The sequence below is a fragment of the Mucilaginibacter gossypii genome, assembly GCF_900100945.1.
GTDB lineage: Bacteria > Bacteroidota > Bacteroidia > Sphingobacteriales > Sphingobacteriaceae > Mucilaginibacter > Mucilaginibacter gossypii.
Genome location: NZ_FNCG01000008.1, coordinates 80,922 through 93,312, shown reverse-complemented (window position 1 = coordinate 93,312; position 12,391 = coordinate 80,922). Strand labels below are relative to the sequence as shown.

Genomic DNA, 12,391 nt, shown 5'->3' with positions numbered 1-12,391 from the left:
ATTACAGGTTGAATTTCCAGTTGTTTAAGTAGGGGATAACGTGGTGTGCGGTCATATCAAACTGCACCGGCACAACCGAAGCATAACCCTGTTCCAAAGCCCAGACATCGGTATCCTCGCCACCATCATTTAATTGAAAAACACCGGTAAGCCAGTAATAAGGCCTTTTATGCGGATCCATGCGTTCATCAAATTCTTCGGCCCATTTGGCCGCCGCCTGCCTGCATATTTTAATGCCTTTAATGTGTTTGGTGCCAGGAAAGTTTACATTTAACAAACTGGCTTGTGGTAAACCATGGGCTAAAACCTGTAAAGCAAGTTCTTTTACAAACTTGATGCAAGGCTCAAAATCGGCCTGTAAAGTATAATCATCTAACGAAAAACCTATCGACGGGATACCCTCAATGGCTCCCTCAACCGCTGCCGACATCGTGCCCGAATACAGCACATTGATAGAGTTATTAAGGCCATGGTTAATGCCCGAAACACAAAGATCAGGCTTTTTACCTTTAAAGATCTTGTTAACAGCCAGCTTCACGCAATCAACCGGAGTACCCGAGCAGCGGTACATTTCAATGCCCTCGTAAATGTCAACCTGGTCAAGCCGTAAAGGTTTGCCGATGGTAATGGCATGCCCCATACCTGATTGCGGACTATCCGGAGCAACAACTACAACACGGCCAATTTCGGCCATGGCATCCATCAGGGCTTTGATGCCCGGCGCGGTGATGCCATCGTCATTTACAACAAGTATGGTGGGTTTGGTAACTTTCATTGGGCAAAGTTAACAATCCTCAACAATGTAACCCGGCCAGGCTTATTCTACTTTTAATTTAACCGAGTTTACCCAAATGGCATCCCTGTCAAAACTGGCTTTGAAATTCCGAAGCATAAAGTTTTTGTCCGCTTGTATTTTGCCTCTGAAAACCTGTTTGCCGTTTATGTTTACAACAACCGGTTGCTCCAGGTTTACCATTAGTGGGCTAATCATTATCTCTGTTTCTTTTACACCCGATGTTTCAAGGTTGAATGTATTATTGAAAAATGTCCCTTTAACGGCGGCGCTTTTGTTCAGGCCCTGATACTGCCGGTACCTGGTATCAATTTCTTTTTTGATCTTATCATAATTAGGAAAAGTAAGTGACTGATGCCAGGCAGCACGATTAAGCCCGGTATCGATACCCGTTAGTTTTATCCACGCGTACGAATTATAAATTTTATCGCTATAGCATTCCCAATAGATTTTGTTTTTGAATAAGTTACGGCTCACACTATTTATAAATACGGGTGTATAAGGAAGGTCGGTGTTTAAATGCTTATCGTAATGTTGGTAGCCGATGTATTCTTTGTAAATTAAATGGTCTGGTTTATCTTTTAACCAATCCATAACAATGCGGGTTTGTTGGATGGGGCGCAGGTCGTCGAGGTCGGAATGTACCACGTATAGCGGACTGTTTATAATGTTTCTGATATAAAAGTCGCGGGCAAAGATATTGTCGAACATTGAATTATACGCCATAAAGCCGGCGAATTGATTAGGGACATAAATACCCAGGCCAATAGCGCCATCGGAGCCATCTGAATGACCTAAAGCAAACACCTCGCTGTCGTTGATGTTAACTTGCTTTTTTACCGAAATTAATATATTGGCCAGTGTTTGATAGGTAAAATTTGGCACATCGCGATCGCGAAAAGCTTTTTTATTTAATACCCAGTTGAAGAACTTTTTAGGGTCACCAATCGGCCTGATAATGACGTTATCCTGCTTTTTAAGGATGGCAAAAATGATATCATCGTCAAATTTTTGAATGCTGTCTGCATCGGCGAAACTACTTTGGCCAACGGCACCATGAAGTAATAGTATACAAGTGGATTTACGTATGTTATTATAAGAAACAGGCACAAACACCCTGAACGGCACTTTACCAAACAGCGAATCAGTATAGTAGAAAAGATAGTCTTTGCCGCCTTTTATATCCGGGTAAGTATGCCAGTTGCTAAGCAGTTTAAAGGTTGAATCGGCGTCGATCTCATTGTTAACCCGGATCTGGCTGATCCTTTTCTCGGCGTTGGATGCGGCTTTTTCTAAAGCGTTTTCCTGTGCAGATAATGTAGATGAGAATGTAAAAAATAAAATAAATAAGATTAGATGGTTGAGGTTTAGTTTCATGTTTTGTAGTTATAAGTACTTATATGACACGCCTGCATCGGAATAGTTGCATATATAATATTTAATAATATTGGGTTTGTTTACATGGCGGCTATATTGGTAACAAAATGAATTTTAGTTATATTTGATTTATGCTGACGGCTGATAAGAAAAAATACACCGTTGATGATTATTTGATGCTTGAGGAAGGTGCGCCGTTTCAGCTGATCAACTATGATTTAATTACGTCGCCTTCTCCTATTCCTGCCCACCAACAGTTATCTGCTAAAATTATACAGCTATTGTCTAACTTTTTAGATAGCATAAATGATAATGGCTTTCTTGTAAGCGCACCAATGGATGTAAAATTTGATGATGGAAATGTGCTTCAGCCAGATATACTTTATATAAAAGAAGGTAGGGTTGCCGAACTTGTAAAAGATAGGATTGAAGGCGCTCCTGATTTGATCATCGAAATTCGTTCTCCTTCTACTGCTTACTATGATTTAAGGCAAAAAAAGGATGTTTATGAAAAATACGGCGTAGCAGAGTATATCATTATAGATCCCGTACAGGAAAATGCCGACATGTATAAGCTAACCCATAAAGGTTATAGTTTACAGCAGAAGGCTCTTAAAACAGAAGCCCTAACGTCAATGGTAATTCCTGGTTTTAAACTGGAACTTTCAAAGTTATTTAAATAAAAAAGCCCCGTTCCCGGAGCTTTTCTGATCTTTTATAAACTGTTTATCCACTTTACCAGTTCATCGCGGGTTTTGCCCGTTTTTTTCTGAAGCTTGCCAAGTGTTTCATCATCTTTACCTTCCTGCCAGGCAAGGTCATCGTCGGTAAGGTCGCCGTAAGCTTGCTTTATTTTGCCTTTCAGCTCATTCCATCCGCCTTTTATTTCTAATTTATCCATGATGTTTTTTATTTAGATGCATCAGGATAACAGATGGGATAGGAGGATGGTTTTAAAAGAAGCCAAAAGCAGAATGCCGAAAGTTGAAAGCCCTGGAATGGTTATCAAAGCTACTTAACTTAATCTCAACCCTAAGCCCGGATCGTGGTTTAGTATGTATTTTCCGCCACTAAATTCCGGCATTACATAAGGGTTATTACTTACTAAAAAGGGGCCGTCAAGGTCAACCCAATCTGCTTGCGGAGCAATGGCTAAACCTGCTAAAGCGGCACAGCTTGTTTCGGTCATACATCCAATCATGATCTTCAGGTCAAGCTCGCGGGCTTTGTCAATCATTCTTTTCGCTTCATATAAACCTGCAGATTTCATCAGTTTAATATTGATCCCGGTATAAACACCTTTGGCTTTTTCCACATCTTCAAAACGTTGAACGGCTTCATCGCCAATAATAGGAATAGGACTGCGTTCGGTGAGCCAGGCATTGCTGTCGGGATCAGTTTTGAGCATGGGCTGCTCTATCAATTGTACCCCTTGCTCATGCAGCCAGTGGGTCATATCCAAACTCTGCTGCAGATCTGACCAGCCCTGGTTAGCATCTACATAAAGCGGCACATCGGTAACCGAGCGAATGGTGGTAATCAATTCTTTATCTGTATCCCGACCAAGCTTAACCTTGATCACTTTAAAACCCTCTGCCTCTTTTACCTTTTTGATGATCATTTCGGGCGTATCAATGCCTATCGTGAAACTGGTAACAGGCATCAGGGCTGGGTTGCTTCCTAATAACTGCCAGCATGGCTGTTTTTTTAATTTGCCGTCCAGGTCATGTAATGCAATATCAAAAGCTGCTTTAATGGCCGGATTACCGGGGGCAATGCTATCAAGGTAATTGACGATCGCTCCAAAATCAAAAGGATAGCTAAATTGGCGGATATCAACCTTGCTTAAAAATTCGGCAGCGCTTTGATGGCTTTCGCCCATATAAGGCACCATTGAGGCTTCGCCGTAACCTGTTTTACTTTCGTGGCTGATCTGCACCAGCATAACCGGGGTAGAGGTACGCGAAAATTTGGCTATCGTAAAAGCATGCTTCAGCTGAAGCTCGTAAGGTTGATATGTCAGTTCCATGTTAAAAACCAAAGCTAAAATTTTAGTACGAAAATCGTGCTTATCTTTGCGGCCATGCCGGCACAAATTTATTCACCGTTCACTAATTTCAATTTCAGCAACAATAAATGTTTCCTTACAGGGCAAAACCTTAATTCGCCCGAGGAACAGATCCAGGTATTTCCGCAATGGCTCATGAGCCGTTATGAGCTGGAAGATAAGCCTTTTAAGTTGCTCGACGAAAGCATGGCGACTTACAAAGACCTAAAACTCCCCTGCACAGCCGAAGTTAACGAACGCTATCTTGAACCGCTCGAAAACGAAATTGCTGCTGCTTTTGAGACCGGTTACGAAGCTGTAAAGGCGCTTGATGAGGATAAACTGTTTCTGTGGGCGGGCAAATTGCTGTACGGAATTATTTTTAATGAGATCCAGGCCGGCATCAAACTCCAGCACTCGCAGGGCGAAGAGTTTAATGTTTCGCAATCTATCATCCACAAGTTTAACAACTTGCACATGATGCTGCAAAGCCTCAATCTGCCGGTTGAGTTTGATGGTTTTAAGCCGTATAGCCTGGTATTGTTTAAGGTTGATAATGCTGAAAACGTTTTTGGCTACCGCGATGAAATCAATACGCTTACCTTTTCATTGAGGATAAAAGATTTTGGCCTGATACTTTGCCTGCAGGATAACGGTGCCAACGCCCGCTATCATAAAGAAGCTTTAGATAAAATTGCAGATCATGTCCTACACCCCATTCAGTTTGAAGAGTTAAACGCCCGCTTCTTTTACTCGGCTTATTTGTTTAACCGCCTGCCTGAGTATGATATTTTCAATATAGGCGATACCATTTCCGTAGAAGCCCTGCCCCTGCGTGGCACAAGCAGCAAGCCGCTATTTGATGACTGGATGAACAAAACCTATGGGCAGGTACTGGAAAACTTTTGGAAAAATTGGGGGTTCCTGCTGTTAGAGATCATCAAGAACCCCGAAAAACCTATAAGCTTTCTATTTAATGCCGATGGGGAGTTTATTAATGGCCAAGATTTGAAACTGCCATTGTAATCTGCTGCCAAAAATCAGGTAAAATTTCGTGGTGAAATATAATGGTGATCATTAAACCACTCAGTGCACCATAAAAGTGGGCGTCGTGGTTAATTTGATCACGTGAATATTTCGACGCGAAGTGGCAATACACTAAATATAACACGCCAAATATTACTGCCGGGATAGGAATAGGTATCGGCAATATCATCATTTGAGCAAGAGGGTTGTATAATATGGCGCTAAAAATAACCGCACTTACCGCTCCTGAAGCCCCAAGGCTGTAATAACTGTAATGATCTTTGTGTTTAAGCACAGTAGGCATATCGCTCAAAATCAAGCTTACGGTATACAATATGGCAAACTGAACGTGACCCAATAACGGTTCAAGCCCAAACGCAAAAAAATAAAATGACAGCATGTTAAAAAACAAATGCATCCAGTCGCGGTGAATAAGCCCGCTGGTGATGATGGTATGAATATCCTTTCCCCGCGAAACGGTGTAAGGATGCAGCATCATACGGCCATAAAGGTTATTGTTTGAAAAAGCTAAAAGCGAAGTAATAATTGTTATTACGAAAATAGCACAGGCCACTGGGGCCGTTTGTAAATATTCCATTTATTTAAGGTCGAGTTTGGTATTAGTTAATAGTCTGCCTACCGGGTAGCGCATAAAAGTTTTTTCAAAGTAAGGCGAATTGCGGTAAACAAAGAACAATTGCGCACCAGCATTATTGGCCAGCTGTGGGTCTTTCGCTTTGGCATCGTCCAGTTTTTGTCTAATAGATGGATCCTTTTTTAGCAGATCGGCGGCTATATCTTCAAAAACATAGTCCGAAAAATATTCTTTTTCGCCCAGCACCGAATCAAAAAAGTTCCACGCAAAAAACGAGTCGACACCCTGCGGTTCCAGCGTTTCCACGATATAACGGTTTATTGGTTGATTAGTATATACTACATAATCGCCGGTATAAAATTTAACAGGCATATCCACCGGGTTAAGTTTTACGCCGGTATGCAGATAATGGCCCTCAAATGGCCGGGCCGGTGTTTTCAGATCGGCTATATAATACATTTGCAGGTTAAGCGTGGTGTCATGTGCCAGTTGTTTCATTTGCACCCCATTCAGCTTAAACAGATCAACCACCTTACCCCATGCCTGCGGAATTACGTAAGCTACCGGTTTATCGGCAGTGGCGGTAACTTTATAGGTGTTAAAATATTTGATGGTTTTAGTGTATGGCTTATCACGATCATAATATAGTCTTGGCAATCCGCTCACTCCGCTGGTTTTATAGCCTGCCTCATAACCTTTAAAGGTGATGGTATCAACCTTACTTTTATCAACCGCCCAGCTCAATGCAAAAGTTTTTTGGCTGGTTACCTGTTCATCGGCTTTACGCTTCAGTTCTCCTATCAGTTTCGCATCGCGCTGGTTAATTTCAATAAGGTGCTGCATAAAATCATAAGTTGCGTATACACGCTTGTCAAAAGGCTTCAGCATGTGCGTTTCGGTAATATAGCTGATGATGTTATGCTGGGCAGTAAAACCGGTAGCAAAGCGAGGGGTTTCCAAAAAACTAACAATGCCAGAATCGGGTAAGCCCTCTTCTCCAGCGCCATAAGGTATCATTTCATAGCCGCTCTTTTTCATTTTGCTGTACAGGTACGGCGTAAGTGTTTCGGTGGTATAATCGGCCAGGATGGGATTTTGCTTTTCCTTTTGAGTTTCAATGAGCGTCATCACATATTGATAGTCGGCGCCATCGCTGGTGTGATTATCTAAAAAGATTTCGGGCTTCCAGGTAGTGAGGATCTGTGTAAAGGCTAAAGCATTGCGGCTATCGGCCTTAATAAAATCGCGGTTTAAATCAAGATTGCGATAATTACCCCTAAAGCCGTAAGCCGATGGACCGTTCTGACTTACACGGCTCAGGCCACGGTTAAGATTGCCGTCAATATTATAAAGTGCAATCAGGCATATCACCACATCTTTTGGCAGGGTATTATTTTTAAGCAGATCACGCACCAGCATCATACTGGCATCGATACCTTCCGGCTCGCCAGGGTGGATGCCGTTATTGATGAGCAATACCCTTTTATTTTGCTTTTTAATAACCGCGGGATCAAATATTTTATCTTTTGAAAGCACTACAAGTGTTAAGGGTTTACCCACATCGGTTGTGCCATAGTTGATAAGTTTCATTTGCTGCGGATACAGCTTATTTAACTTTTGATAGTAATCAATTACCTGGGCGTAGGTGGCGGTATAATTTTTATCCTTACTTAACTCAAACGGTGTAAGCTGGGCTTGGGCAGATAAGGCAATGGAACAGGCAATAAGGGCAGCGAAAACTATCTTCATAAGCAAATACGTTGCTCAAATATAGTTTAAGAATGCCAATTAGATGTGCGGCACACAATAATATTACTGATCGGGTGTGGTACCCCAGCCGTCGAACTCACAATCAAATTTATAACCAAGGCTACACATCTGGCTAATCCATGAAGCTACAACTGCATCTTGCATTTTTACCTTAGCAGACCAGCCGGTAATAATGAATAGATTTTTATCCCCTTCAGAAACGCCATATTTTACCTGGTAGTTCAAATTGGATAATTCCTGCGCAAATGCCCCAGACTTTTGATAGGTATTGGTGTAAAAGAAAAACTCAAGCATCAGTTCCCTGTCTTCGTCAACATTTAACGCCCTTAGTTTTTCCATAAGTACCGGCAACATGTTAAGCTGTATTGTCGATTTTTCACTGAATGCCTCTGCCGATACAAATTGTCCGTTATCCTTTTTACCGAAAAAACTGAATAATCCCACGGTGATAAAAATGATGTTATGCTTTTGCTTGTAATTCTGCTATCTCAGCCTGCACCTTTTTGGGTAAACTTTTAACCACTTCATTATATGAGTGGTCAATCATTTCGCAGATTTGTTTACGGGTAAGAGCGCCGTTCATTTGCACAGTGTTCCACATTTTTTTGTTCATGTGGTAGCCAGGCTGCACTTCGGGGTAGCGTTCGCGGAGTTCAACAGCCCATTCAGGGTCGCATTTAACATTGAACCTGTCGCCGGTTTGTAAACCGGTTAACAGAAATATCTTTTCGGCAATTTTAAAAACCAGTGTATCCGCACCAAAAGGGAAACCTTCGGTCGCACCCGGTTTTTGCAAACAATAGTCGCGCAGTTCTTCTATGTTCATTACCTGAAATTTCTGACCAATTTGGTGTAGGATACTGTATTGCCAAAGTTATATTTAAAACCTATTGTAAACATGGCAAATTGGTCTGGTGCGTTATTTTTAAATTTTTGTGTATTATCATTATATCCATCTAATCCCTCGCCAAAAGTATAACTATGCTGATAACCGAGCGTTATGGTATAACCTACCTGGTCATAATCATCGTAAATTTTAAATTCATAACCAAAGCGCAAGGGAACCATCAAATTAACGCTTTTACTTTTTCCGGGAAACACATAGGTATCCGGACCATTAAAAAGATATAGGTTGGTGCGCTGAATATCCTTCATGCTGTTGGATATAGCGCCAATTCCGGCACCTCCGTAAAAATTTTTTATAACATTTAAAAAACCGCTGTTATCGTAGTCAATTATTTCACCTAACTGTAAATCGGCGTGAAGTACCAGGGCCTTATAATTATTTTTTGAATAGCGGCCAAACTGATCCTTATCTGGTGTACGGCCACCGCCTTCAAGCGTACCAAACTGAAATTCGAGGCTCATTGGTACATAGGGGCTGTAATTATAAGTCAGGTTAAGCCCCCCCCCCGGGTGCCAAACCTGACGGTTAAGATCGTCAAAGCCACGGCCATAGCTTGCGCCAAAACCAACACCCCATTCATAATAGTTAAACCCGCTTTGGGCTTTAGCCATAAATGAGGCGCAAGCCAAAACAAAAAGCAGAAAATATTTTTTCAATGTATAATTTTAATCAATATTTACAATTGGAGATGGTATTAACCGCCGCCTAAATTTTCACTAATATAAAAGCTTTATATGAATTTCAGCTCATTCATTAAGTTCACAGTAGCCGAACGCTTCTTGCGTTATGTTACCGTTGACACGCAATCAGACCCCTCTTCGGTTTCATTTCCATCAACAGAAAAGCAAAAAGATCTTGGTCGGCTGCTGGTTGATGAACTGCTGGTTATGGGTATAACCGATGCGCATTTGGATGAGTACGGTTATGTTTATGCTACAATTCCGTCAAATACTGATAAAACGGTACCCGTAATTTGCTTTTGCTCGCATATGGATACCGCGCCCGATTGCAGCGGAAAGGATGTAAAACCAATTGTACATAAAAATTACCAGGGCCAGGATTTAATATTGCCTGATGATAACATCCAGGTGATCCGCATGGCCGAGCATACCGATCTGAAGAACCAGTTGGGTAACGATGTTATTACAGCCAGCGGCACCACGCTGCTCGGCGCCGATAATAAAGCCGGCGTGGCCGAAATAATGGATGCCTGCTACCAGCTCATCAACCATCCCGAAATAAAGCATGGCGATATCCGGATCCTGTTTACGCCCGACGAAGAAGTTGGCCATGGTGTAGATCATGTGGATATTGCCAAATTGGGTGCCTTTGCCGCTTATACTATGGATGGCGAAAGCGCGGGTAATATGGAGAATGAAACCTTTTCGGCAGATGGGGCCAGGCTTACTATTAATGGTGTAAGCTCCCATCCGGGATTTGCAAAAGGCAAAATGGAAAGCGCTATAAAAATTGCCGGGCAAATTATTGCCGCCCTGCCTGATGAACTTTCGCCTGAACATACCGAAGGCATGCAGGGATTTGTGCATCCCGTAGGTATAGAAGGCCATGTGGAAACCGCATCTATCGATTTTATTATCCGGGATTTTGATGAAAATAAACTCGCAGAACACGTAGAGGTTATCCGCCAAACTGCTACTAAAGTATTAAAGAAATTTCCCGGTTCTACGTTTGATATTACCGTGAGCCAGCAATACCGTAATATGAAAGGTGTGCTTGACCAGCACCCACAAATTGTTGATTATGCAATGGAGGCCATTAACCGTACCGGCTTAAACGCCAAATTGTGCAGTATCCGGGGTGGTACCGATGGCTCACGACTTTCATTCATGGGCTTGCCTTGTCCTAACATTTTTGCCGGCGAACATGCTTTTCACAGCAGGCACGAGTGGGTGTCAATTCAGGATATGCAGAAAGCAGTTGAAACCATTTTGCACCTGTGCATGATCTGGGAAGAAAGAAGTTAAGACATACGACTTTTCTTAATAACACAAAACTAAATTTGAAGATGTATACAATACGTACTGCCACCTTAAACGATGTGGAAACTATCCGTGATATTGCCGATAAAACATGGTGGGTAACCTACAGCCCCATTCTTGAGCGCGAACAGATATCCTTTATGCTTGGCGAGATTTACTCGACAGAGAAAATAACCAAACAGGTTAAAGAAAATCAGCAAACTTACCTGTTACTGGAGGAAGAAGGCAATCCGGTGGCATTTGCAGCCTATTCGGCCCGCGAGGAAAACCCGGAGGTTTATAAGCTGCACAAGCTATACTGCCTGCCGCAGACCCAGGGCAAAGGCTACGGAAAAGTATTGATTAACGAGGTAGCCCAAAAAACTAAAGATGCCGGTAAGAAAACGCTGGAACTTAACGTCAACAGATACAATAACGCCAAATCATTCTATGAAAAAATGGGGTTTACCATAGCCTATGAAGAGGATATAGCCATTGGTAAATACTGGATGAACGATTATGTAATGAGAAAGGAATTATAAGTGATTGCTATTTGGCGGGAAGGGTTTTTAAAAGCTCTTTTGCTGGCACCGCTTTGAAACTGCCGTCTTTATCTCCAATGATAAGGCTTTCGTTGTTGGCAGCGGCAGTTTCAACCAGCTTACGGTTCGCCCGCTTCATGCCTTCAAGCACCTTCGCCTCTAACTCATCCATGCCCATTTTTTGTGCTTTAGTTGTCATTTGCCTGATCTAAAATTACTTTCCAAACGTCGGATTTTATTATTGTTTCTTCTAACGACCCGAAACCTCTTGCCACCACCAGGGAGCCCGTATTTATATTATTTATTACAACCCATTTATCACAAAGAGGTATATACAAAGATACCAAATTTCTTATTCCCCGGTAATATCTCCGTTCTATTACATCGGCAGGGATATTATGGCCTCCTTTACTCACTCGTTTAGCTACTCGTTCCATTGCCATTTCAGGAGAGCTCAACCAAAAAAACAATAAAGTAACTTCATATCCTTTTTGCTGAGCTCTTTTAACCAAGGATACATAACTCCGGGTTGAAAGCGTTGTTTCAAAGGCAAAGTCAACTCCCCGGTTCAGCAAATCTTCAATCCGCTGCAGCATGATCCGGCCGGCTTCGAATGCAACACTTTCCGGATTGAAGGGAGATAGTCCCGCCGCGATGTTATCTGCATTTACAAACTCATTACAGTTAAGCAATTCGGGCAAAACTGTATAGCTTGCCGTGGTTTTACCGGAACCGTTACAACCTGCTATGATATACAAATTAGGCATCCTGTGAATTTAGTTGTTCATCCTTAAAAATAGCATACATATATTTATCCATCACCTCGCCATTTTTAATAACTGACCTTCGTAGTACGGCCTCCTGAATATAGCCTGCTTTTTCGAGCACCCGCATGGATGCCGTGTTTCTATTATACACACCGGCTTCTAAACGCAATAGCGAAAAATGTTCAAAAGCATAAGTGGTTACCAGTTTTACAGCCTCGGTTGCTAAGCCCTTTCCCCAATGTTCTTCACCAAGCCAATAGCCTATTTCGGCGGTTATGCGGCTTTCGTCGGTAAAAAGTTCAACACCAATGCCGCCGCAGGCTTCACCGTTAACTACTATGGCAAAGTTGGTTAAAGGTTGCTGATTTTGGGCCAGGTTTACCCAAAACAGGGCGTCCTCCATAGTATAAGGGCACGGGAACCTGTCGCGCAAAAAAGCCGATACCTTCGGGTTATCCGCATGCTTTTGAAGTGATGCTTCATCGCCCGGTTGCCACGCCCTCAATAAAAATTCGTTGCCCTGTAGTTCCATTATTGTAACAATAAAATGCTTAAAAATAACAATCATTAGCCAAACTGTTAAATTGC

16 protein-coding genes are annotated in these 12,391 nt (G+C 42.2%); 4 read left to right on the top strand and 12 right to left on the bottom strand.

From position 1 onward, the window contains the following. Position 1: 1 nt before the first annotated feature. Both surE and BLS28_RS16075 read right to left on the bottom strand, forming a co-directional pair. Positions 2-775: a 5'/3'-nucleotidase SurE gene (surE, locus tag BLS28_RS16080; protein WP_091169318.1), complete on the bottom strand. Its 774-nt coding sequence runs from the start codon at positions 773-775 to the stop codon at positions 2-4. A gap of 42 nt (positions 776-817) precedes the next feature. Then, positions 818-2,170, bottom strand: coding sequence for a hypothetical protein (locus BLS28_RS16075; RefSeq protein WP_091169314.1), 1,353 nt, complete (start codon positions 2,168-2,170; stop codon positions 818-820). Between the two features lie 131 nt (positions 2,171-2,301). Between BLS28_RS16075 and BLS28_RS16070 the strand changes: the two genes are divergently transcribed. Continuing rightward, positions 2,302-2,853 carry a Uma2 family endonuclease gene (locus BLS28_RS16070; protein WP_091169312.1) on the top strand — a complete coding sequence of 184 codons (552 nt, stop codon included), beginning with the start codon at positions 2,302-2,304 and terminating at the stop codon, positions 2,851-2,853. Between the two features lie 32 nt (positions 2,854-2,885). On the opposite strand, the gene BLS28_RS16065 is transcribed toward BLS28_RS16070, so the two are convergent. Both BLS28_RS16065 and BLS28_RS16060 read right to left on the bottom strand, forming a co-directional pair. After that, positions 2,886-3,071 carry a CsbD family protein gene (locus BLS28_RS16065; protein WP_091169309.1) on the bottom strand — a complete coding sequence of 62 codons (186 nt, stop codon included), beginning with the start codon at positions 3,069-3,071 and terminating at the stop codon, positions 2,886-2,888. Positions 3,072-3,185: 114 nt separating this feature from the next. After that, the gene (locus BLS28_RS16060; RefSeq protein ID WP_091169719.1) at positions 3,186-4,199 is read right to left on the bottom strand and encodes a dipeptide epimerase; all 1,014 of its coding nucleotides are present in this window, start codon (positions 4,197-4,199) and stop codon (positions 3,186-3,188) included. A 54-nt stretch (positions 4,200-4,253) separates the two neighbouring features. Between BLS28_RS16060 and BLS28_RS16055 the strand changes: the two genes are divergently transcribed. Further along, positions 4,254-5,243 (top strand): hypothetical protein, encoded by a 990-nt coding sequence (locus BLS28_RS16055; protein ID WP_091169306.1) that lies wholly within the window; start codon positions 4,254-4,256, stop codon positions 5,241-5,243. On the opposite strand, the gene BLS28_RS16050 is transcribed toward BLS28_RS16055, so the two are convergent. From BLS28_RS16050 to BLS28_RS16030, 5 genes are all read right to left on the bottom strand, one after another. Then, entirely contained in the window at positions 5,212-5,841 is a 630-nt protein-coding gene (locus BLS28_RS16050) for a rhomboid family intramembrane serine protease (protein ID WP_091169304.1), read from the bottom strand. The genes BLS28_RS16055 and BLS28_RS16050 overlap by 32 nt on opposite strands. Continuing rightward, positions 5,842-7,587 carry a M14 family zinc carboxypeptidase gene (locus BLS28_RS16045; RefSeq protein WP_091169301.1) on the bottom strand — a complete coding sequence of 582 codons (1,746 nt, stop codon included), beginning with the start codon at positions 7,585-7,587 and terminating at the stop codon, positions 5,842-5,844. 63 nt (positions 7,588-7,650) lie between these two features. Then, the gene (locus BLS28_RS16040) at positions 7,651-8,052 is read right to left on the bottom strand and encodes a ribonuclease E inhibitor RraB (RefSeq protein WP_091169299.1); all 402 of its coding nucleotides are present in this window, start codon (positions 8,050-8,052) and stop codon (positions 7,651-7,653) included. Between the two features lie 16 nt (positions 8,053-8,068). Continuing rightward, on the bottom strand, positions 8,069-8,434 hold the full coding sequence (locus tag BLS28_RS16035; protein WP_091169296.1) for an MmcQ/YjbR family DNA-binding protein: 366 nt from the start codon (positions 8,432-8,434) through the stop codon (positions 8,069-8,071). After that, positions 8,434-9,171 (bottom strand): hypothetical protein, encoded by a 738-nt coding sequence (locus BLS28_RS16030; RefSeq protein ID WP_143020786.1) that lies wholly within the window; start codon positions 9,169-9,171, stop codon positions 8,434-8,436. Before BLS28_RS16030 ends, BLS28_RS16035 begins: the two co-directional genes overlap by 1 nt. 78 nt (positions 9,172-9,249) lie before the next feature. On the opposite strand from BLS28_RS16030, the gene pepT reads away from it, so the two are divergent. After that, the gene (gene pepT, locus BLS28_RS16025; RefSeq protein ID WP_091169289.1) at positions 9,250-10,500 is read left to right on the top strand and encodes a peptidase T; all 1,251 of its coding nucleotides are present in this window, start codon (positions 9,250-9,252) and stop codon (positions 10,498-10,500) included. A 41-nt stretch (positions 10,501-10,541) separates the two neighbouring features. Continuing rightward, a complete protein-coding gene (locus BLS28_RS16020; protein ID WP_091169285.1) occupies positions 10,542-11,036 on the top strand; it encodes a GNAT family N-acetyltransferase in 495 nt (164 codons plus the stop codon). A gap of 7 nt (positions 11,037-11,043) precedes the next feature. Here BLS28_RS16020 and BLS28_RS16015 read toward each other — a convergent pair whose 3' ends face one another. Genes BLS28_RS16015 through BLS28_RS16005 form a run of 3 tightly spaced genes read right to left on the bottom strand, consistent with a single transcriptional unit; the run spans position 11,044 to position 12,371 of the window. Then, positions 11,044-11,235: a DUF8506 family protein gene (locus tag BLS28_RS16015; RefSeq protein ID WP_091169281.1), complete on the bottom strand. Its 192-nt coding sequence runs from the start codon at positions 11,233-11,235 to the stop codon at positions 11,044-11,046. Next, positions 11,225-11,803, bottom strand: a complete 579-nt coding sequence (locus BLS28_RS16010; protein WP_091169278.1) for an ATPase — start codon at positions 11,801-11,803, stop codon at positions 11,225-11,227. The genes BLS28_RS16015 and BLS28_RS16010 overlap by 11 nt, the downstream gene beginning before the upstream one ends. Then, positions 11,796-12,371, bottom strand: a complete 576-nt coding sequence (locus tag BLS28_RS16005; protein WP_256337452.1) for a GNAT family N-acetyltransferase — start codon at positions 12,369-12,371, stop codon at positions 11,796-11,798. Before BLS28_RS16005 ends, BLS28_RS16010 begins: the two co-directional genes overlap by 8 nt. Positions 12,372-12,391 lie beyond the last annotated feature (20 nt).

What these genes read in the sequence shown, in the direction of transcription:
- surE (WP_091169318.1), bottom strand. Translation starts at nt 775, where the DNA reads ATGAAAGTTACCAAACCCACCATACTTGTTGTAAATGACGATGGCATC.
- BLS28_RS16075 (WP_091169314.1), bottom strand. Translation starts at nt 2,170, where the DNA reads ATGAAACTAAACCTCAACCATCTAATCTTATTTATTTTATTTTTTACA.
- BLS28_RS16070 (WP_091169312.1), top strand. Translation starts at nt 2,302, where the DNA reads ATGCTGACGGCTGATAAGAAAAAATACACCGTTGATGATTATTTGATG.
- BLS28_RS16065 (WP_091169309.1), bottom strand. Translation starts at nt 3,071, where the DNA reads ATGGATAAATTAGAAATAAAAGGCGGATGGAATGAGCTGAAAGGCAAA.
- BLS28_RS16060 (WP_091169719.1), bottom strand. Translation starts at nt 4,199, where the DNA reads ATGGAACTGACATATCAACCTTACGAGCTTCAGCTGAAGCATGCTTTT.
- BLS28_RS16055 (WP_091169306.1), top strand. Translation starts at nt 4,254, where the DNA reads ATGCCGGCACAAATTTATTCACCGTTCACTAATTTCAATTTCAGCAAC.
- BLS28_RS16050 (WP_091169304.1), bottom strand. Translation starts at nt 5,841, where the DNA reads ATGGAATATTTACAAACGGCCCCAGTGGCCTGTGCTATTTTCGTAATA.
- BLS28_RS16045 (WP_091169301.1), bottom strand. Translation starts at nt 7,587, where the DNA reads ATGAAGATAGTTTTCGCTGCCCTTATTGCCTGTTCCATTGCCTTATCT.
- BLS28_RS16035 (WP_091169296.1), bottom strand. Translation starts at nt 8,434, where the DNA reads ATGAACATAGAAGAACTGCGCGACTATTGTTTGCAAAAACCGGGTGCG.
- pepT (WP_091169289.1), top strand. Translation starts at nt 9,250, where the DNA reads ATGAATTTCAGCTCATTCATTAAGTTCACAGTAGCCGAACGCTTCTTG.
- BLS28_RS16020 (WP_091169285.1), top strand. Translation starts at nt 10,542, where the DNA reads ATGTATACAATACGTACTGCCACCTTAAACGATGTGGAAACTATCCGT.
- BLS28_RS16015 (WP_091169281.1), bottom strand. Translation starts at nt 11,235, where the DNA reads ATGACAACTAAAGCACAAAAAATGGGCATGGATGAGTTAGAGGCGAAG.
- BLS28_RS16010 (WP_091169278.1), bottom strand. Translation starts at nt 11,803, where the DNA reads ATGCCTAATTTGTATATCATAGCAGGTTGTAACGGTTCCGGTAAAACC.
- BLS28_RS16005 (WP_256337452.1), bottom strand. Translation starts at nt 12,371, where the DNA reads ATGATTGTTATTTTTAAGCATTTTATTGTTACAATAATGGAACTACAG.